Origin of the sequence: Sphingomonas sp. (genome assembly GCF_017304615.1) — a bacterium.
Classification (GTDB): Bacteria; Pseudomonadota; Alphaproteobacteria; order Sphingomonadales; family Sphingomonadaceae; genus Sphingomonas.
Window position 1 is genome coordinate 562,842 of the sequence record NZ_JAFKLZ010000002.1, and the last position, 18,886, is coordinate 581,727.

Below are 18,886 nucleotides of genomic sequence, written 5' to 3' on the forward strand. Positions count from 1 at the left end.
ATTATTCGCCGATCCTGATGGCCGGCTTGGTCGTTACTAGTCGGCATTGCTGTCACGAACCTGTCATGGTCCATCAGCATTTGCCCGGCGCGCGAGGTGGCGAGCGAGCGTCGGCCCGGCGATCATCACCATCAGGAAGCGGACCACCTGCAACGCCATGACGAACGGCACGTCGGCCCCACTGGTCGAGGCGATGACTGCGACGGCATCCATGCCGCCCGGGCTCGTCGCCAGGTAGGCGGTGAGCGGGTCGATGTCGGCGAATCGGACGAGCAGCCCTGCCATCACGCCGCCGAACGCGAGGAGCAAGCCGGCGGCGAGCATCAACCGTGGCAGCGCCCGCGCCGAGGCCTCCAGCGTCTCGCGTGTGAACCCCAGCCCGATGCGCCAGCCGATCACGACATAGGCCGGCAATAGCAACAGCCGCGGTGGGCTGACCTGGGCAATACCGGCAAGGTTTAGCGCCGCGCCGATCGCCATCGCGCACAGCAAGGCGCCGGCGGGCAGCTTCAGGAGATGTCCCCCGGCGACTCCCGCACCCGCGATGGCGATCGTCAGCGGCAGCGCCGCTGGATCGACGGCGAGCGGCGAGACGTGGGTCAGCGGCACCGCGTGGCGACCGAACAGCAACGCGACGCACGACGCAAGCGCCGCGACCATCACCACGCGCAGATAGACCATCACCGCGACCAGTCGCGCATCGGCGCCCCACGCCTGCGCCATGATTACCATCGCCGTCGCGCCGCCCGGCGTCGACCCCCAGATTGCGACCGTTCCGGGCACCACGCGCCACCGGGCGAGCAGATAGCCAAGCAACGCGCTGACGACGATCGTCGCCGTGGTCGTCGCGAGGAACAACGGCCAGTCGCGCAGCAGGGTCGCGAAGATGCCTGGCGTGATGGCGTGCGCGATGAGGCACCCGATCAGCGCCTGCGCCGCCACCGACAGCCGCCCCGGCATGCTCAGCTCGACCCCGGCGAACACAGCGGCGACGATCGCCGCCGCCATGGGCGCCAGCAGCCACGCGGCGGGGAGCCCGACCGCGTCCAGCAGCAGCGCGCCGGCGATCGACGTGGCGGTCAGTCCCAGCCATGCGCGCCAGTCGCGCACGGGCGTCACGTTGTCGAGTAGAAGGGGAAGACACCGAGCAGCAGCGACGCCAGGAAGAACACGACGAACGATCCGAACGCCCATTTGAGCGTGAAGCGCTGATGCTCGCCGAGTTCGATCCCGACGAAGCCGACGAGCAGATAGGTCGACGCCACCAGCGGGCTGAGCAGGTGGATCTGCTGCCCCATCAAGGCGGCGCGGCCCATCTGCGCGGGGGTGATGCCATAATGCGCGCCGCTTTCCGAAAGGATCGGCAGCATCCCGAAATAGAAGGCGTCGTTCGAGATGAAGAAGGTGAAGACCGCACTGAGCAGGGCGGTGATCGGCGCTAGGTAGGGTCCGAGCACCGGTGGGATGTTCGCCGTGACCGTCGCCGCCATCGCATCGACCATCTTGGTTCCCGACAGTATGCCGGTGAAGATGCCCGCCGCGAAGATTAGCCCGCCTACCGCCAGCGCGTTGCCGGCGTGCGCAGAAAGCCGCTCGCGCTGCGCAGTGAGCGAGGGAAAGTTGATCGTCATCGCGACCGCGAACGCCAGCATGAACAGCACGGCCAGCGGCAACAGGCCCATCACCAGGGCAACCATCAGGCCAGCGGTCAGCGCGAAGTTTACCCAGATCAGCCGCGGCCGGCGCGCCTCCACATGCGATTCGTTGTCCTGCGTGAGTATCGTCGCGGCGCTGGCGTCCTCGTCGATGGCCTCGACCGGCAAAGTCGCCAGGCGCGCGCGCTCCTGCAGTCCGAAGCGATAGGCGACGAACAGCACCCACAGGGCGGTCGCGACCATCGGCAGGATCAGCGGCACGAAGATCGTCCCTGCGTCGAGCTTGAGCACGCTGATCACGCGCGCGGTCGGCCCGCCCCAGGGCAGGATGTTCATCACCCCGCCGCTCATGATGACGATGCAGGCGAGCATCCGCACGTCCATCCTGAGATGGCGATACAACGGCAGCATGGCCGCGGTGGTAATCATGTATGTCGTCGCGCCATCGCCATCGAGCGACACCGCGAGCGCGAGGATCGCGGTGCCGACCAGGATGCGCACCGGGTCGCCGTGCACCAGCCGGACGATCAGCTTGATCAGCGGATCGAACAGCCCGACGTCGATCATCAGGCCGAAGTAGAGGATCGCGAACACCAGCATCACACCAGTCGGGGCGAGCTCCTTGACCCCCTTCATCATCATATCGCCCAGACCGAGATGGAAGCCCGCGAGCAGGGCGAACACGGTGGGCACGAGGATCAGGGCGACCAGGGCGGACACGCGCTTGGTCATGATCAGCGCCATGAACGTCGCGACCATCGCGAAGGCGATCAGCGACAGCATGCCGACATTCCCGTCGAGCGGCGGCATGCGCCTAGCGTCCGGTGATCACGACGAGGCGGAACGTGCCGGGACGCGCGTCGGGCAGCACCTCCCCGCCCGGCCTGGCCTTCGGCCAGATCAGCTCGGCGGTGCTCGAGAAGACGCGACGCGTGGCCGGGTCGATCCCGACCGTCTTGGCATAGGTCGGCGTGCGCAGGCTGCGCTCGACCGCATAGGCGTTCGCGCCGTTCTGGCGGATGATCGTCATCGTTCCGTCCCGGTTGGCGACGAACAGCTTCGCCCGCCTCGGATCGTAGACGATGCCGTCGGGATCCTCGCCGACCGGCACGTGGGCGACGACCCTCCCGCTATCGGCGTCGATCACGTATGCGCGCTTGTCGCCGCACGCGGTGAACAGCCGGCGGTGCGCGGCGTCGAATGCCAGCGGGGCCGCCCCTTCGCATCCGGCGAGCTTGAAGACGTGGACCACGGCCATCGTCCGACTGTCGATCGCGGCTATCGATCCGCTCTCGTCGAGCGCGACCCACACCATGCCCTTGCCGTCGGCTTGCGAGAATTCCGGCTTGTCGCCCAGCGGGATGCTTGCGAGCACCTGGCCGCTGGCCGGGTCGATCACCGACGTGTCCCTGGTCGCGCCGTTGAACACGAATATCTTGCCCGAGGCCGGGTCGCGCAGGATGCTGTCGGGGTTCTTGCCGACCGCGATGTCCTTGATCCGCGCGCCGTTCGCCAGGTCGAACATGATCACCGCGTTGGCACCCCCGTCGCTGGCGAAGCCGTGACCGGATGCGCGGTCCACGGCGACGCCGTGCGCCTTCTTCAGTCCGGTCAGTGTCGCGAGCGGCTTCAGGGTGGCGAGATCGAGGATGTGCACTGACGCGGTGTGCGTAACGTATAGCCGTCCGCCGTCGCGATCGACGGTGATGTAGTCTCCCCGCCCGTCACCCGGCAGCGGCACCGCGCTCAGGCGATAGGACGGAGCCACGCGCGCGACCGCCGCTCCCGCCGCAACCGCCGCAACCGCCGCCAAACAAGCCGCGGCGCCCAGACCCTTCAGCATCACCCTCTCCCGTCCTCGAATCCGGCGCACGCCGATCCGCTGCTGATCCTTGTGCCGCCTCAACCTGTCACGACGCTGTCGCAGGCGACCCGGTGGCGATGTCGAAGGTCACGACGGCGCGCAGGCCTCTGCCAGACAGCGCCGTCTCGAGCGCTATGTCGGCGCCGATCGCGCGCGCCAGCGCCTCCGCGATTGAGAGGCCCAGGCCGGTGCCGCGCGCAGGGTCCCGGTGCCCGCGCGCGAACCGGTGGAAGACCGTGCCGCGCTGCTCGGGCGGGATGCCGGGACCGTCGTCCTCCACAACCACGCTAAGTCGGTCGCCTTCGCGCTCAATCGCGACGCGAACGCTCCCGCCCCGCACGTTGTGCTTGATCGCGTTGTCGATGAGGTTGCCTACCAGTTCGACCGCAAACATGTCGTTGGTCACGACGGCCGGCGCGCCGGGCATGCGCTCCACCGCGAAGTCGATGCCGGCGCGGACAGCGGACAAGGCGTATTCGGACGCGGCTGCAGTGGCGATCTCGTTCGCGTCGACCGCCAGCAGTTCGACTCGGGACTGGTCCGCCCCGTCCGCGCGCGCCAATGCGAGCAGCTGGACGATCAGATGCTGCAAACGGTCGGTCGCCAGGTCGATGTCCTCTATCGACTCGCGCGCGACGTCGCTTCCCGGCTTTGCCCCTCGGAGTAAAGCGATGTGCGTGCGAAGGATCGTCAGCGGCGTGCGCATCTGGTGCGAAGCGTCGGCGGTGAAGCGGCGTATGCCCGCTACCGCAGCCTCGAGCCGCGCGAGCATCGCGTTGAACGCTCCGACAAGTTCCCGCAGCTCGCCCGGCACCTGATGGAGCGCCAACGGGGTGAGGTCGGCCGCCGAGCGGCGATCCATCTCCGCGCGAACCCGGTGCAAGGGACGCAGGCCCCAGCGGATCGCCAGCGGCAGCAGGGCGAGCGTGGCGCCGATCAGCACGAGCTCGAGAAGGACGAGCCCGGCAAGGAGACGGTTTGCGATCCGCTGGCGCGCGTCGAGTGTCTCGGCGACCTCGACGATCACCAGCCCATCGACCTGCGGAAGCCGGCGAGCCTCCGCCACGACGCGCACCGGGCGACCCGCGTAGACGGCGTCGCCGAACGCCACGTTCGTGTCGCCCAGATCGGTTGGCGCGATGTTGGGTAGGTCCGCATAGCCCGTCAGGTTACGGCCCCGGTGCCGCACGCTGTAGTAGACATTGTCGCGTGCGGCGTCCTCGAGCATGCCGAACACCGCTGGTGACAGGTTGAGCCCGACATTGCCGTCCTCCACCGTCAGCGAGTCGACGATCGCCCGCGACGCGGCGCTCAGGATGCGGTCGTTGACCGCCTGGACAGACTGGTTGATCACCCATGCGCCGCCGAACCCGAGGATCAGCGCCAGCAGCATCACCGGGATCACCATGCCGCGCAGCATGCGCGAAGCGAGCGAGTGCGCTTGACCGCTTCCTGGCGCCACGTCCGACGTCATTGGGCATCCAGCACGTAGCCCAGCCCGCGGATCGTGCGGATTCGTGGCCCGTCGGGCTCGAGCTTGCGCCGGAGCCGGGCCACGTAGACCTCGATCGCGTTGGGCGCGACCGCCTCGTCGTAGCCGAACACTTCCGCCGACAGGCGATCCTTGTCGACGACCTTGCCGACGCGCGCCGCGAGCCGTTCGAGCACGGCCCACTCGCGGCGTCGCAGGTCGATCGCGCGGCCGTCGATCGCCACCGTGGCGCGCGCCGTGTCGATTGTCAGCCGCCCGATCGTCTGCACCGGGTCGGCCTCCCCGCTCGCCCGGCGCAACAAGGCGCGGATCCGCGCCTCCAGCTCGCTCGGCTCGAACGGCTTGAGCATGTAGTCGTCGGCGCCCGAGTCGAGCCCGGCCAATCGATCCTCCAGGGCGTCGCGCGCGGTGAGGATCAGCACCGGCACCTTGTTGCCAGCAGCGCGGATCTTTCGGAGGACCTCGAGCCCCGACATCTCGGGCAGGCCCAGGTCGAGCGTGATGAGCGCATAGGGCTCGTCCGACGCCATCTGCCAGGCGGCCTCGCCGTCGCTTGCGATATCCGTGGCGTAGCCCGAGGCGCGCAGCGTCGCCGAGAGCCCACGTGCGAGCGAGGGGTCGTCCTCCACCAGTAGGATCCTCGCCACCGTCACCCCCAGTCGTTGACTCGTGTCGGCTATAAAGCGACTTTCCTGGCTAAACGGAAGCTCGATGGCCCGGGGAGGGAACAGCAAGGTGACGGGGAGGATGCCGAGACCGGTCCTGTTGCTGTTCGCGATCACCGGCTTGGCCGTGCTCGGTGCGCTCGTCTGGTGGATCGTGACGCTGGCGACGCGCGAGGATCTCCCCACTGCGGCCAAACGCGAGGGCGTCCTCGAAATCTGGTCGACGACCGACAGCGACCGGGTCAGGGAACTGCTCGCCGACTTCCGCAGGCTCCATCCTGGCATCGAGGTCGTCTATTCGGACCTGCACGGGAGCGACATGCAGTCCGCCTTCCTGCGTGCGGCCAAGGAGAAGAACGGCACCGCCGATCTGTTGTGGAGCTCGGCCATGGACCTGCAGGTCAAGCTGCTCAACGATGGCTATGCGATGACCTACCGCTCACCCGAGGCGCCCAACCTGCCCGACTGGGCGAAGTGGAAGGACCAGGCCTGGGGGATCACCGCTGAGCCGATCGTCATCGTCTACAACAAGAAGCTGGTGGCCGAGGACCAGGTTCCGCGCAGCCATGTCGCGCTGCGCAAGTGGCTCGAGGCGACGGGTCCGAATGATCGCCGCGAGGTCGCGACGTATGATCCCGTGCGCTCCGCGGTGGGCTATCTCTATCTGTCCCAGGACGAGCAGGCGTCGAACGACATCTGGCGCCTGGTGCGGGCGATGGCGCGCAACAACGTCCGGCTATACACGTCGGCGGAGGAGGTCCTGCGCGATGTGTCGGCCGGAAGGGTGGCGATCGGCTACAACATCGTCGGATCCTATGCCCTCGACGAGATGTCCAAGAACCCCAACATAGGCGTCGTCCTGCCGCAGGATTACACGCTCGTCATGTCGCGGATCGCGATGATCCCAAGCCGTGCGCGCCACCCCGCCGCGGCGAAGCTGTTCCTCGACTTCCTGCTGTCGCGTCAGGGACAGAGGCGGTTGGCCGAGCGACGCATCACGCCTGCGCGCGGCGACATCGACCTTCCGCCACCACTTGGCACCTACACCACGCCGCTGCGCGCGATCCGCGTCGGGCCCGCCTTGCTGGTGTCGAACGACCAGCTCACCCGCCAGCACTTCCTGGCGCTGTGGGCCAAGGCGATCGCGCCGCAGTAGAATGGGCGGCGCCGGGCGGGTTGGGACTTTTCAACGTCGCGGCCACCTCTACCCAACCCGCGCTGTCGTAGGGTTCTCAATGAGCACCCCCGCTCAGGAGATGACACATGAACACGTTGAAGATCGCCGCCCTTGCATTGCTGACGTCCGGCCTCGCCACCGGCGCACTTGCCATGCCGGCGGGCAAGCTGAAGGGCGGCCAGTATATGGGCCAGGCGAAGGTCACGTTGGCCCAGGCGCGGGCGACCGCGCTCAAGGCACGCGGCGGCACCATCACCGATCAGGAGCTCGAAAGGGAGAAGGGCGGAAGCGGACTGCGCTACTCGTTCGACGTCAAGTCGGCCGGCAGGACCTACGAGGTCGGCGTCGACGCGAAGACCGGGGCGGTGCTGGAGAATGCCGCTGAAGGCAAGAACCCCGACTGATCGTCGCGGCGCGGGTCAGGGGAGGCCCGCGCCGTGCATTTTCGTGGACGCTGAAATGTATGGAGGCTCTGCCGGAACCTGCGCAGATGCCACGAGAAGTCGAGTGGAGGCCGTGCGGTAGCGCGAACCTCGCTGCATGGCGTTCAACGGAACGGTCCCGACGCGCGGCGCCGGTTGAGTAGAAATCCAGCCGCCACCGCCAGGATCATGGCCAGCTGGGCGGAGACCGACTGCCAGGTGGGGAACAGGCCGAGCATGGTGACGCGCGGTGCGCCGGCGAGCGGTGCGATGTCGATGATCCCCGCTTCCTGGAGCGCGGCCACGCCCTTCCCCGCCAGCACGACGGTCAGCGCGGCCATTAGCCAGGCGCTGTAGGAGAAGAACTTGGCGATCGGCAGATCGCGGCTGTAGCTCAGCATCGCCCACGCGATCAGGCCCAGCAGAGCGACGGCCGACCCGGCACCGGCCAGCAGCATCCCGCCATTCCCCTGCGTCCAGAGCGCAGCGTAGAACAGGATCGTCTCGAAGACCTCGCGGTAGACGACGACGAACGCCAGCCCGAACAGGAACCAGGCGGACTGCCGCGACAGGGCGCGCGACATCCGCTCGCGGATGTAGCGCTGCCACTGGTCTGCCTGCGCCTTGCCGTGCATCCAGATGCCGACGGAGAGCAGGACCACGGCCGCGAACAGCGATCCGAATCCCTCGGTCAGCTCGCGGCTCGCGCCGCTGATCCCGATGGCGTAGGTCGCGGCGGCCCAGGTGAGGGCGCCGGCCAGCAGGGCGCCGATCCAGCCGCCGTGGACGTATGGCAGGACCTCGGCGCGGTCCGCCTTGCGCAGGAACGCGATCATCGCGACGACGATCAGCAGCGCCTCGAGGCCCTCGCGCAGCAGGATCGTGAACGCGCCGATGAACGTGGAGGCGCTGCTCGCGGCATCGGGCGACAGCGCGGTTTCGGCATCGTCGAAAAGCCCGTCCAGGACCTGCACGCGCGTCGCGATCTCGTCGACAGGCCGGCCGTCCTGGAGCGCCGCGCGGAACTCCTCCATCGCCCCCTCGATATGACCCATCAGCGTCGCGTCTCGCGCGGTGAGCGTCGGCTCGACCGGCTCGAACCCGTCGAGATAGGCGGACAGCGCGAGTTCGCGCGCCGTCCGCCGGTCGCCGGCTCGGTAGGCCGCAAGGCTCTGCGCGAGCTTGGTTCGGGCGACGGTGAGTGAACCGGCCGCGGACTGCATTACGGCGCCCGGATGCCGGCGGAGATAGGCCATCACCGCGTCGGCCTTGGCCTGCCCGATCTCGACGGCGAGCGCCTGCGGCGTCAGTCCCGCAAGCGTGGCGAGGTCGGGGATACGTCGGCGGAGGGAAGCGTCGTTCTTCCAGAACCGCTCGCCCTCGGCGGCCATGGCGTCCGTGAAGGCGAAGCGTCCGGCGTAGAAGGCCAGCGCCCAGCGGTCGTCCGACGGCAGCGACTCGAAGCTCTGCATGGCCGTGCCGTCGATGCCCTGGTCGATCACCTGATAGAGCGCGAAGGCGCTGCGCTGCCGCGCCCGTGCGATGTCGGCGAACGCGATGGGGGGCGTTGCGAGCTTGGCGGCGTCGGGACCGCGTCCATCGCCGTTCATGCCGTGGCAGCTCGTGCAGTTCTGAGCGAACAGGGCCGCGCCCCGCGCCAGGTTGGGCGCGCGGCCTGGCGCGAGCGGGATCGGATAGGCCTTCAGCAGGTCGGCCGCCAGACCGTGGGCGAGCCGTGCGACCTCATCGGGCGCCCCCTTCGCGGCGATGAGCGATCGGAGCCGCGCCGCACCGGCAACGAGCGCCGCCTTGGCCGGCGAGGCCGGCAGCCTGGTCAACCGTTCAGTGATGGAGGCGGCGAATTCGGTCATCTCGGCATATTCGGTCGGACTCTTGACCTGGCCCCGGTCGACCGCGCCTGCATAGTCGACCGCCACGTAGTCGAGCAGGCGCCAGGCCGTCGGCACGTCAGCAGCCTGCGCGATCGCGGCGCCACAGCCGAGAACGCAGAGCATGGCGGCCAGCATGGCCACAAGGCGCCGCAACGCGTGCTGCCCAGGCATCGTCGGGAAACGGGGTCGGGGATGGTCGGATGTCGGCATCCGCGTCTGATAAAGGCTCTAGCCGCTAGAGGGTCAAGCAGTTTTGCGAGTTATTTGCATTAGCGATCCACGCCCCTCATTCCGCCGCACGGGTCAGGATCCGGGCCGAGCGAGCCGATGATGCGGCACTCGGATATCGTCCCGTGGACGCATTGCACGATGAGCCTATCCAGCTCCGCGCGCAGCGTGGTCAGATCGGCGAGCTTGCGGTCGATGTCCGCGAGATGCTCGCGCGCGATCAGGTCGACGGCCTCGCAAGGCTCGTCCCGCTGGTCGGACAGCCCGACCAGCGCCTTTACCAGGTCGAGGGAGAAGCCGAGCGAACGCGCGCGGCGTATGAAGGCGAGCCGGGCGAGGTGGTCGGGCAAATAGGTCCGGTAGTTCGCCGCCGTCCGCCCGGGCGCGGCCAGCAGGCCGATCGACTCGTAGTAGCGGATCGTCTCGACCCTGGTGCCAGTGGCTGCTGCGAGCTTGCCGATGCTCAGTGATGCGGAGGCCATTCTTTCGTCCGATCGTGAGAAGTGTCGGGCGGGTCACGGCGTGCCACGCGGCACGAGTTCCCGTGCCCGATCGCCCAATTCAATGCGGATGCCCGTCGTGGCCGGCGGGCTCGGTCATCGCGAAGGGCAGCGCCTCCGCTCGGCCGCCCTCAGCCAGTTCCAGCACTGCCTTGAACTCGTGCGGCTCCTGCGGAGCGACCGTGCTCTCGAACACGTTTCGCTGGTCGGTTGGGACGAGATGGAGCGTCTCGCATTCGCCACCAAGGCGGTCGATGACGACCTCTGCGACCATGTCGCCCTGCGCCCGGGTGAACGTCGCCCGCATCCGCTCACCGTCCGGCGTGTCCACGATTTCCAGAACCCCCTGGGCCAGATCTCCACTGAACCGGAACGGGTCGGGCGCGTGGTGGTGGCCCGAGTCGCCAGCCGGTTGCGCCGTGGGCACGGGCAGGTCCGAGGGGTCGAACGTGACGTTCGCGCTGCGGAGCGCTGGGATGTGCCCGAGCAGTTCGGCCTTCAGCCTGCGCGAGATCGCGACGCCTTCCGCCATCGGCGCCGCCTCGTCGACCACGATGGCGACGTCCGCATGGAGCCGGTGCCCCATCCAGCGAGCGCGCGCGTCAAGCACCCTGACGATGCCCGGCACGTGCTCGGCGGCATGGCGGATCTCCTCGGTGACGCCCGGTTCCACGCCATCGAGCGTGCGGGTGATGACCGCGCGTGCCGACTGCCAGACGATGCCCAGGATCGCGATGGTGATGAGCAGCCCGATGATCGGATCGGCGAGCGGATAGCCGAACCAGACGCCGACCGCGCCCAGCACGACCGCGAGGGAAGTCAGCCCATCGGTGCGGGCGTGGTATCCGTCGGCGATCAGCGCCGCACTGTTCATCTGCCGCCCGACGCGGATGCGGAACACCGCGACGATCTCGTTGCCGGCGAAGCCGATCACGCCGGCGGCGGCCAGCCATCCGAGATGCGTGACGGCCTGCGGATGGATCAGGCGGCTGATCGCCTGATAGCCCGCGACTACCGCGCTGAAGAGGATGATCAAAACGATGAGGATGCCGGCGAGATCCTCCACCCGGCCGAGGCCGTATGTGAACGTCTTGGACGGCTTGCGGCGGGCGAGGACGAACGCGAACCACAGCGGAATTGCCGTGGTCGCGTCCCCGACGTTGTGGATCATATCCGCCAGCAGCGCGACCGAACCCGACAGGATCACCACGACGAACTGCAGCGCCGCGGTGATGGCGAGGATGAAGAATGACCACTTGATCGACCAGATGCCGCGGTCGGTGGTGGTGAGCGACGGATCGATGACGCCGTGAGTGTGGCCATGCCCGCCACCGCTGCCATGATCATGGCCGTGCCCGGCATGGCCGATCGACGCCTGGCCCCCGAAGCCCAGCCATTCGCGGATGCTCGTCATGCGGTGTTCCTCAAAGATACTTAGTGAGCGATTTGAACTCGCGCAGCGCCTGTTCCGGGCTGATGCCGCCGTCGGCGACCGCGTCGGCGATGCAGTGCTCCATGTGGTCGTGGATGAGCGCGCGCTTGACGGTGCGCACGGTGCTCTCGACCGCCTGAAGTTGCTGCGCGAGGTCGAGGCAGGATCGGCCGTCGGTAAGCATGGTTAGAATGGATGCGAGGTGCCCTTGCGCTTGGGTCAGTCCGCGCCGGACCTCGGGATCGGAAGCATGTGACATGCTGCCCCCTACCCCCTAGGGGGGAGGGGGTCAACCGGTCGGTGAGGACGAGCAGTCATGGACGAACACTTCACTTTCGACGTAGTCAGCGCCTAATCATGGAAATCCCACGCCTCCTCTCTCCGGACCTGACACCCATCCTGGAGACCGTTCTCGACGCGGTGGTGGTGATGAGCGAGGCTGGCCTTGTCCTGGCCTGGAATGCCGTCGCCGAGGCGACGTTCGGGTGGACCGCGGAAGACACCGTGGGCAGACCCTTGGCGGAAAGCCTGATCCCGGAACGTTATCGCGAAGCCCATGACGAAGGGCTGCGTCGCCTGGTCGCAGGTGGAGAGGCCCGCGTGCTGAACCGCCGGATTGAGATCTTCGCGCTATGCAAGGATGGGAGGGAAGTCCCCATCGAGCTCTCGATCACGACCACGGCCGGCGACCATGGACGATGCTTCGTTGGCTTCCTGCGCGACATCACCGAGCGACGTGAAACCGAGGAGCGGCTCCGCAATCAGGCGTTGGAGGCACGCCTCACCTTCGAGATCACGCAGATGGCCGCCGAGTCCGACTCGTTCGAGGTTGCCTTGGAAAGCGCCCTGTCCGCGATCTGCGAGATCACCGGCTGGCCTGTAGGCCATGCTCTGGTTGTCTCGGCGGGCGACAGCCGCCTTCTCGTATCAACCCCGATATGGGTGGAGACTAGAGAGGGGGCCGCGTCTGACCTCAAGCGGGCGACCGCGGAAACCCAGTTCTTCTCCGGGGTCGGGCTGCCGGGAAAGATACTCGCAGATGGCGAGCCCTTGTGGGTATCGGACATGGACCACGCATCCGACTTGCCGCGCAAGGGCACGGGCTTCCGCGGAGCGTTTGGTTTCCCTCTCAAGAACGAGGGGACCGTGATCGCGGTCCTGGAATTCTTCACCGAATCGCCGATTTCCCCCGACTCCGCCCTGCTCCTGACCGTGAGGACGCTGGGCGAGCAGGTCGGCCGGGTCTTCGAGCGCAAGCGAACGCAGGACCGGCAGCAGCTTCTGATGAACGAGCTGAACCACCGCGTGAAGAACATCCTGGCGGTGGTGCAGGCGGTCGCGCACCGGTCCCTGGCGGGGGCGGCCGATCCGCAACAGGGGTATGAAGCGTTCATGAGCCGGTTGATGGCACTGTCGGGCGCGCAGGACCTGCTCGTCGCGCAGGATTGGTCGGGGGCGTCGCTGCGGGAGATCGTGGACATGGCGATGACCGGATGCGGCTCCGACGACCGACGGGTCACGGTGTCCGGACCCGACATCGAGGTGCCGGCGTCGAGCGCCGTCTCGATTTCCCTGGCGGTCCATGAACTCTGCACGAACGCGTTCAAATACGGTGCCCTTTCCGTCGACGGTGGCCACGTGCGGATCACCTGGGGTCGCGAGGACGAACACAAGGATGGCGCGTTCTTCTTCGAATGGCGCGAGAGCGGCGGACCACCGGTGTTGCCGCCTACCCGCAAGGGGTTCGGCTCCAGCCTGATCCAGCGCGGGATCGCCCGGGAACTCGGCGGCAGGGCGGAGATAGACTACGCGCCGGAAGGGCTTGTCTGTCGCTTCACGACCAGCGGTCAAGCAACGAACTGACCAGGTGCGGGCCCAGCTGGCCGGCTGAATGCTCCGGTGGGCAATCGCGCCGTATGGCATTGCACGTTCACCACTTCCCAATCGCGTGCTAACATGTGCCGCGCCATCAGCGCCAGTGACGATTACCGACCGAGATCGCAGTGACCAACGCCGACGAGGACGACCCGCCACCAGACTGCACCTCGACCCCGAGCGAGCGCGCCCGCGGGATCCGCAAGAACCTGCTGCTTTCCGCCAGCATTGAAAGACAGGGTCTTTCGACCCCCGCTCGAATCCGAAATCTGTCGGAAGGCGGCGCCATGCTCGATGCTGCGGTCCTCCCTAATGTCGGCGACTCGTTCGTCCTGCGACGGTTGCAGATGGAGATCGCCGCCACCGTCGTCTGGCGCAGGGCTGGGCGTTGTGGGGTGAAGTTCGAAGGCGCCGCTTCGGTCGAGGATTGGGTCGCGGGCGGGCGACTTCCTGAACACGGCCAGGAGCGGAGCCAAGCCCGCGTCGATGCGATCCAGGCCGCCGTTCGCCGCGGCGACCCTCCCGTGTCCGACGACACGCCGGAAACCCAAACCGCGCTAGCGGCCGCCGAACTCGAAACCCGTCTCGCTGAGGAAATCGCCTACGCTCGACGTATCCTGGACCACGTCGGCGACGAGCTCTCCGATGACGCGATCGTCCTCCAGCGCCACGCGCAGGCCCTTCAGAATCTAGACATCGCCTGCCAGATCCTCGCTCATGTCGGCGCGATCCTCGCCGCCGCCGACCGGTCGGCAGCAGTCGAGGCCGTGACGATGGAGGAGCTGCGGACTCGGTTGCTTCGGAAATCGATCTTCTGATGTCTAGCAGGCCGGTGAGCGGTCACATCGACCACAACCGGTAAGGATCCGATTCAGAACAGGCCCGCACTGAGCTTTCGAGCGGTTTCGTTGAGCTCCGCTGTCATCCCGACGCACCCGGCCGCGATGGATCCGGGCTATTGCGGGCGCTTGCTGTGCGAGCGAAGCCAGGCGTCCAACTCGCCGACCTCGCGGGTCTGCTCGGCGATCACTTTGGTCGCCATCGCCCGGATCTTGGCATCCTTTGTGTCCCTGAGCACGATACGGGACATTGCGATGGCGCCCCGGTGGTGCTCGACCATTTTGCGGACCCAGGTCTCGGTGGCATCGGCGCCGATCGCCGACATCATCTTCTTGTGCATGTCCATCTCGGCTGGCGGATAGGGATTCGCCGGCGTCGGCTTCATCATGGACGTGTCTATACCGCCCATGCTCTGCATGCCGCTCGACTGGGCGAGCGCCGGGGTGGCGAGTAGGGCGGCCACGGCTAGGCTGGCGATCTTGAAAGTCTTCACATGTGATCTCCTGTTACACCCGCCCAACTGGGCAACGCAGCCAGGGTGCTCACCCCTCGCATGTTTCTCGATGCCCGAGTCACAAGCGCCGGAGGATCGCCTTCATCTCATCGATCTCGCCTCGCTGCGACTTGATGATCCCGTCGCACAGACGTTTGACCTCGGGGTCGTGGAGCTTCGCCTGCTGGCACATCAGGATGGCGCCGGAATGGTGCGGGATCATCGAGCGCAGGAAGGCCGTGTCGCCGATCGTGGTCTGGGTGCGAATGAGTGCGAACGCTCCGAAGAACACAACCACCGAAACCGCGACGATCGCTGCGCTCGCCCGCTTGGACGGAAACATGCTCTTCATCGCGATGACCATCATGGTCATAGGCGCTGCCATCATCAGCGTCATGTAGACCATGTTGAGGTTGTTGTAGAAGCTGCCGAGCCCATCGATCATGACGAACATAACCAGATACATTATCACGCCGCTGGCCGCGGTCTGCACCGCCAGGCTGACGTAGCCGTTCTTCATGCCCTTCATGTCTTCCATGTTGCTTCTCCCGTTGGCCGCCCCCGCGCCTCACTTCATGTTCGGCATATCCTTCATCATCTCGTCGTGGTCGGCCGGCGCGGTCGCGACGAGCCGCTTGTATTCCTCGGGCGTCATGCCGGGCAGCTTGCGGACGAACGCGACCATGTCCCAGATCAGCGGGTCCGGATGCGTCTTCCCCCAGGCCGGCATGGCGCTCAGCTTGACGCCGTGCTTGATCACCCAGAACTGCTGGCCGGCGGTCAGGTCCTGGATTTCGGACAGGAGGGGCGCCTGCGGGTAGAGGCCCTTGCTCATCTCGGAGGCCTCGACGCCCGGGCCGAGGTGGCAGCCGGAGCACATCTCGTTGTAGAGGCCCGCCCCGACCGCCACCCGCTGAGGAGAGGTCAGGTCGGCGGGGGGCTGGATGCCCCGTGCGCGCACGGCGATCGACCGATCGCGCAAACTTTCCAGCAGCGCATAGACCGGTCGCGTATGGGGATCGTCGGCGGCGATGTTGTAGAAGCCGAAATAGAGGAACGCCGCCGTCGCGATGACCAGCATGACGACGCTCGCGCCGAGGAACCTGAGGCTCGGCAGATGGTGCCTCCAGTTGATCCGCGTCATTTTCGTTCTCCCCTTCTCTTGTCAGCCGCTGTTCTTCAGAACCAGAGCCGCACGCCGGCGACGAGGCTCGTCGACGTCGGCTTCATCCCGTCCGCGCGGGCATAGTCGGCCGTGCGGCCCGTCTTCGCCTGATAGGAGACGCCGACATAGGGCGCGAACTGGCGCGTGACCTCGTAGCGCAGCCGCAGACCCAACTCGGCGTCGGTCAGTCCCGCGCCGAGGCGCTGGGCCGGCATGTCCTGCGCCGACAGGTTGAGTTCGACGCGCGGTTGGAGGACGAGGCGCTGCGTGAGGCGTTGGTCGTAATATCCCTCGAGCCTGCCCAGCACCTCGCCTTGCGGCGAGATGAAGGCCGCGCCCGATACCTCGAACATGTAGGGTGCGAGGCCCTCGAATCCGATGGTCGCGTAGGTGCGGTTCGGAGTGGGCTGGAAGTCGTGTCGGACGCCCGCCTGCAGGTTGAAGTAGGGTCCGATCGCGCGGCTGTAGAGCGCCTGCACCTCCGCGCCGTCGACGCCCTCGCGGAAGTTGCCCTCGCCCTCGGTCTTGATGGTCAGGCGGTTGATGTCGCCGCCGAACCAGCCCTCGCCATCCCAGCGGTATCCGTCACGACCGTTGCGGACCTGGTATTCGGCGAGGTTGAACATGATCTGGCCAAATGACTGTCCACCCGATTCGCGCATCATGTTGGCCCGCGCTCGCGATATGTCGGTCGCCGGGAAGAAGCGGTCGGCATAGTGGTCGCCCGGCGGTGACGGCGGTGGCGCGTCGCCGGCAGGAAGGGCCGTGCCGGTCATCTCCATCCCAGCCATTGCGCCGGGCATCTTCATGCCGGGCATCGGTCCAGGCGACGACCCGTTGCCAGACATGTCCATGCCCGGCATCGCGTTCGTTCCGCCCGCCTTGCCGGCGCCCATGTCCATCCCGGGCATCGCGCCGGAAGGCTTCTCCCCCTTGGCGGGTGGCGCCATGTCCATGCCTTGCATCGCGTCGGCCTTGGGATGCGCGGGCTTGCCGGCCGGCTTCTTCGCCGGCCTTCTCGGCTGCGCCTTCGCAGCCGGCTTGCGGGCTTGCTGCTTGCGCGCGGCGGGCTTCTTGGTCGCTGGCTTCGTCGCGGGCTTCGGCATCTTCATGCCGGGCATGCTCATGCCGCCCATGCTCTGCGCGAGAGCGGGCGCCGCCAGACCGAGCGCGGCGCCGGTCGCCAGCGCCACCAGAAGCCGGCTCATGCCGCCTCTCCCTTCGGCCGCACGCTGATCGTCCGCATCATCCCTGCCATCATGTGGTAGAGCAGATGGCAGTGGAACGCCCAGTCGCCGACCGCATCGGCGGTAAAGTCCCAGGTCACCTTGCCGCCCGGCTGGACGACCACGGTGTGCTTGCGCGGAGCGTGGTCGCCGTGGCCTGTGACCAGTTCGAAGAAGTGGCCATGGATGTGGATCGGGTGCCCCATCATCGTGTCGTTGATGAGATTGATGCGGACGCGCTCGCCTAGCGTGAATGGAAACGGCTCCATCGTGTCCGACATCTTCACGCCGTCGAACGCCCACATGAAGCGCTCCATGTTGCCGGTGAGATGGATGTCTAGGCTGCGCGACGGTGCCCGCACGTCGGGGTTTCGCTCCAGCGCCATCAGATCTTTGTAGACGAGCACGCGGTGGCCGACGTCCTCCAGGCCTTGGCCAGGCTCGCCCGTGCGATCCTTCGGCATTGGCGAGATGGTCTGCACGCCCGGTCCCTTCCTGACATCTGGCGCATAGGAGAAGTCGCGCATCTTCATTGCGCCCATGTCCATTTCGGCCATGCCGCCCGATCCGCCTGCCATGCCCGTCATCGCCCCGTCTTTCGACATGCCGGGCATCGCTGGCATGGTCGAAAGCGCGCCGCCGAGCTTGCCCGAGCGGTTCTGCTCGGCGGTCGGATCGACGCCGCGCGCCTGCGGCATCGCCATGCCTGGCTCCATCGCCATTGCGCCGTCCATTTGGCCGCCGGACATGTCCATGCCGGGCATGGCGCCCTTCGACATGTCCATGCCCGCCATGCCGCTCGGCTTGTCGCCGCCGGTGCCGGACATGTTCGACATGTCCATGCCCATGTCCTTCATCGTGGCGATCGGGCGCGGGCGCAGCGGCGGCACCGCGGCCGCCATTCCGGCGCGAGGCGCGAGCGTGGCGCGCGCCATGCCCGAGCGGTCCACGGCTTCACCGACCAGGGTAAACGCCTTGTCCTCGGCCGGCGTGACGATCGCGTCGTAGGTCTCGGCGACTCCGATCTGGAACTCGTCGACCTCGACCGGCATCACGTTCTGCCCGTCGGCCTGGACGATGGTCAGGCGCAGTCCGGGGATGCGCACGTTGAAGGTGGTCATCGACGACGCGTTGATGAAGCGCAGGCGCACCCGATCGCCGGGGGTGAACAGGGCCGTCCAGTTGTCGAACGGTCCGTGACCGTTGACGAGGTAGGTGTAGGCGGCCCCGGTCGCATCGGAGATGTCGGTCGGGTCCATCCGCATCTTGCCCCAGTCGATGCGATCCTTGAGCGGCTGGTCACGACCCGCGAGCAGTCCTGCGAGCGTCTGGCGCTGGCGGTTGAAGTGGCCGGGATCGACCTTCATCCGCCGGAAGATCGACTCGGGCGACAGCTGGCTGTGGTCCGACAGCACGATCACGTGCTCGCGGTCGAACTTGACCGGATCGGCGGCAGCGGGATCGATGACGATCGGTCCGTAGAGGCCGAGCTGCTCCTGCCCTCCGGAATGGCTATGATACCAATAGGTGCCATTCTGCCGGATCGGGAACTCGTAGGTGAACGTCGAGCGCGGCTTGATGCCGGGGAACGAGACTCCCGGCACACCGTCGAACTGGGTCGGCACGAGAAGCCCATGCCAGTGGATCGAGCTGTCCTCGTCCAGGTCGTTGATCACCTTCAGTCGCACGTTCTGCCCCTCGCGGAGCCGGATTAGCGGCGCGGGCACGGTGCCGTTGATGCCGACAGCGTTCGACGGCCGGCCATCGATCATCATCGTCTGCCGCGCGATCCTGAGCGTGATGTCGTCGCCCGATACGGTCGGCAGGTCGGACGGGACTCCGGCCGAGACGCTCTGCGCCCAGGCGGGCATCCAGGCGGCGAGCGCGAGGCTGCCCACGCCGTATCCTGCGCCCCGTAGCAACGCGCGTCGGTCGATCATCTCGTTCATCTTGGCCCCTG

At 67.2% G+C, this 18,886-nt stretch carries 18 protein-coding genes; 4 read left to right on the forward strand and 14 right to left on the reverse strand.

The genetic code is table 11. The features are described from left to right. Positions 1-63 precede the first annotated feature (63 nt). The 5 genes from J0J06_RS10935 to J0J06_RS10955 form a co-directional block, all read right to left on the reverse strand. Entirely contained in the window at positions 64-1,110 is a 1,047-nt protein-coding gene (locus tag J0J06_RS10935) for an AbrB family transcriptional regulator (protein ID WP_294041856.1), read from the reverse strand. A 5-nt stretch (positions 1,111-1,115) separates the two neighbouring features. Then, the gene (locus tag J0J06_RS10940; protein WP_294041857.1) at positions 1,116-2,465 is read right to left on the reverse strand and encodes a citrate:proton symporter; all 1,350 of its coding nucleotides are present in this window, start codon (positions 2,463-2,465) and stop codon (positions 1,116-1,118) included. Between the two features lie 4 nt (positions 2,466-2,469). After that, on the reverse strand, positions 2,470-3,498 hold the full coding sequence (locus J0J06_RS10945; RefSeq protein WP_294041859.1) for a YncE family protein: 1,029 nt from the start codon (positions 3,496-3,498) through the stop codon (positions 2,470-2,472). 67 nt (positions 3,499-3,565) lie between these two features. Then, on the reverse strand, positions 3,566-4,939 hold the full coding sequence (locus tag J0J06_RS10950; protein ID WP_294041861.1) for a sensor histidine kinase: 1,374 nt from the start codon (positions 4,937-4,939) through the stop codon (positions 3,566-3,568). A 50-nt stretch (positions 4,940-4,989) separates the two neighbouring features. Continuing rightward, positions 4,990-5,643 carry a response regulator transcription factor gene (locus J0J06_RS10955; RefSeq protein WP_294042487.1) on the reverse strand — a complete coding sequence of 218 codons (654 nt, stop codon included), beginning with the start codon at positions 5,641-5,643 and terminating at the stop codon, positions 4,990-4,992. Between the two features lie 115 nt (positions 5,644-5,758). Here J0J06_RS10955 and J0J06_RS10960 point away from each other — a divergent pair, with 115 nt between their 5' ends. Together J0J06_RS10960 and J0J06_RS10965 are read left to right on the forward strand one after the other, a co-directional pair. After that, positions 5,759-6,832 carry an ABC transporter substrate-binding protein gene (locus tag J0J06_RS10960; RefSeq protein WP_294041863.1) on the forward strand — a complete coding sequence of 358 codons (1,074 nt, stop codon included), beginning with the start codon at positions 5,759-5,761 and terminating at the stop codon, positions 6,830-6,832. 107 nt (positions 6,833-6,939) lie between these two features. After that, the gene (locus J0J06_RS10965; protein WP_294041865.1) at positions 6,940-7,257 is read left to right on the forward strand and encodes a PepSY domain-containing protein; all 318 of its coding nucleotides are present in this window, start codon (positions 6,940-6,942) and stop codon (positions 7,255-7,257) included. Between the two features lie 143 nt (positions 7,258-7,400). On the opposite strand, the gene J0J06_RS10970 is transcribed toward J0J06_RS10965, so the two are convergent. The 4 genes from J0J06_RS10970 to J0J06_RS10985 form a co-directional block, all read right to left on the reverse strand. Next, positions 7,401-9,302, reverse strand: a complete 1,902-nt coding sequence (locus J0J06_RS10970; protein WP_294041867.1) for a cytochrome c/FTR1 family iron permease — start codon at positions 9,300-9,302, stop codon at positions 7,401-7,403. A 134-nt stretch (positions 9,303-9,436) separates the two neighbouring features. Continuing rightward, positions 9,437-9,877: a helix-turn-helix domain-containing protein gene (locus J0J06_RS10975; protein ID WP_294041869.1), complete on the reverse strand. Its 441-nt coding sequence runs from the start codon at positions 9,875-9,877 to the stop codon at positions 9,437-9,439. A 79-nt stretch (positions 9,878-9,956) separates the two neighbouring features. Next, positions 9,957-11,309: a cation diffusion facilitator family transporter gene (locus J0J06_RS10980; protein ID WP_294041871.1), complete on the reverse strand. Its 1,353-nt coding sequence runs from the start codon at positions 11,307-11,309 to the stop codon at positions 9,957-9,959. A gap of 10 nt (positions 11,310-11,319) precedes the next feature. Further along, the gene (locus tag J0J06_RS10985) at positions 11,320-11,586 is read right to left on the reverse strand and encodes a metal-sensing transcriptional repressor (RefSeq protein ID WP_294041873.1); all 267 of its coding nucleotides are present in this window, start codon (positions 11,584-11,586) and stop codon (positions 11,320-11,322) included. 98 nt (positions 11,587-11,684) lie between these two features. On the opposite strand from J0J06_RS10985, the gene J0J06_RS10990 reads away from it, so the two are divergent. Both J0J06_RS10990 and J0J06_RS10995 read left to right on the forward strand, forming a co-directional pair. Next, positions 11,685-13,190: an HWE histidine kinase domain-containing protein gene (locus tag J0J06_RS10990; protein WP_294041875.1), complete on the forward strand. Its 1,506-nt coding sequence runs from the start codon at positions 11,685-11,687 to the stop codon at positions 13,188-13,190. 140 nt (positions 13,191-13,330) lie between these two features. Beyond that, a complete protein-coding gene (locus J0J06_RS10995) occupies positions 13,331-14,020 on the forward strand; it encodes a PilZ domain-containing protein (RefSeq protein WP_294041877.1) in 690 nt (229 codons plus the stop codon). Positions 14,021-14,157: 137 nt separating this feature from the next. On the opposite strand, the gene J0J06_RS11000 is transcribed toward J0J06_RS10995, so the two are convergent. From J0J06_RS11000 to J0J06_RS11020, 5 genes are all read right to left on the reverse strand, one after another. Beyond that, on the reverse strand, positions 14,158-14,535 hold the full coding sequence (locus J0J06_RS11000) for a DUF305 domain-containing protein (RefSeq protein ID WP_294041879.1): 378 nt from the start codon (positions 14,533-14,535) through the stop codon (positions 14,158-14,160). A 79-nt stretch (positions 14,536-14,614) separates the two neighbouring features. Beyond that, positions 14,615-15,064 carry a DUF305 domain-containing protein gene (locus J0J06_RS11005; protein WP_294042488.1) on the reverse strand — a complete coding sequence of 150 codons (450 nt, stop codon included), beginning with the start codon at positions 15,062-15,064 and terminating at the stop codon, positions 14,615-14,617. A gap of 39 nt (positions 15,065-15,103) precedes the next feature. Beyond that, positions 15,104-15,679 carry a cytochrome c gene (locus J0J06_RS11010; protein WP_294041880.1) on the reverse strand — a complete coding sequence of 192 codons (576 nt, stop codon included), beginning with the start codon at positions 15,677-15,679 and terminating at the stop codon, positions 15,104-15,106. A 35-nt stretch (positions 15,680-15,714) separates the two neighbouring features. Next, positions 15,715-16,908, reverse strand: a complete 1,194-nt coding sequence (locus tag J0J06_RS11015) for a copper resistance protein B (protein WP_294041882.1) — start codon at positions 16,906-16,908, stop codon at positions 15,715-15,717. Then, positions 16,905-18,875: a copper resistance system multicopper oxidase gene (locus tag J0J06_RS11020; RefSeq protein ID WP_294042489.1), complete on the reverse strand. Its 1,971-nt coding sequence runs from the start codon at positions 18,873-18,875 to the stop codon at positions 16,905-16,907. The genes J0J06_RS11015 and J0J06_RS11020 overlap by 4 nt, the downstream gene beginning before the upstream one ends. Positions 18,876-18,886 lie beyond the last annotated feature (11 nt).

Excerpts from the sequence above, each read along its gene's own strand:
- J0J06_RS10940 (WP_294041857.1), bottom strand. The coding sequence starts at position 2,465 with ATGCCGCCGCTCGACGGGAATGTCGGCATGCTGTCGCTGATCGCCTTC.
- J0J06_RS10945 (WP_294041859.1), bottom strand. The coding sequence starts at position 3,498 with ATGCTGAAGGGTCTGGGCGCCGCGGCTTGTTTGGCGGCGGTTGCGGCG.
- J0J06_RS10950 (WP_294041861.1), bottom strand. The coding sequence starts at position 4,939 with ATGCTGCGCGGCATGGTGATCCCGGTGATGCTGCTGGCGCTGATCCTC.
- J0J06_RS10960 (WP_294041863.1), top strand. The coding sequence starts at position 5,759 with ATGCCGAGACCGGTCCTGTTGCTGTTCGCGATCACCGGCTTGGCCGTG.
- J0J06_RS10965 (WP_294041865.1), top strand. The coding sequence starts at position 6,940 with ATGAACACGTTGAAGATCGCCGCCCTTGCATTGCTGACGTCCGGCCTC.
- J0J06_RS10970 (WP_294041867.1), bottom strand. The coding sequence starts at position 9,302 with ATGCTGGCCGCCATGCTCTGCGTTCTCGGCTGTGGCGCCGCGATCGCG.
- J0J06_RS10975 (WP_294041869.1), bottom strand. The coding sequence starts at position 9,877 with ATGGCCTCCGCATCACTGAGCATCGGCAAGCTCGCAGCAGCCACTGGC.
- J0J06_RS10980 (WP_294041871.1), bottom strand. The coding sequence starts at position 11,309 with ATGACGAGCATCCGCGAATGGCTGGGCTTCGGGGGCCAGGCGTCGATC.
- J0J06_RS10985 (WP_294041873.1), bottom strand. The coding sequence starts at position 11,586 with ATGTCACATGCTTCCGATCCCGAGGTCCGGCGCGGACTGACCCAAGCG.
- J0J06_RS10990 (WP_294041875.1), top strand. The coding sequence starts at position 11,685 with ATGGAAATCCCACGCCTCCTCTCTCCGGACCTGACACCCATCCTGGAG.
- J0J06_RS11005 (WP_294042488.1), bottom strand. The coding sequence starts at position 15,064 with ATGAAGGGCATGAAGAACGGCTACGTCAGCCTGGCGGTGCAGACCGCG.
- J0J06_RS11010 (WP_294041880.1), bottom strand. The coding sequence starts at position 15,679 with ATGACGCGGATCAACTGGAGGCACCATCTGCCGAGCCTCAGGTTCCTC.
- J0J06_RS11015 (WP_294041882.1), bottom strand. The coding sequence starts at position 16,908 with ATGAGCCGGCTTCTGGTGGCGCTGGCGACCGGCGCCGCGCTCGGTCTG.
- J0J06_RS11020 (WP_294042489.1), bottom strand. The coding sequence starts at position 18,875 with ATGAACGAGATGATCGACCGACGCGCGTTGCTACGGGGCGCAGGATAC.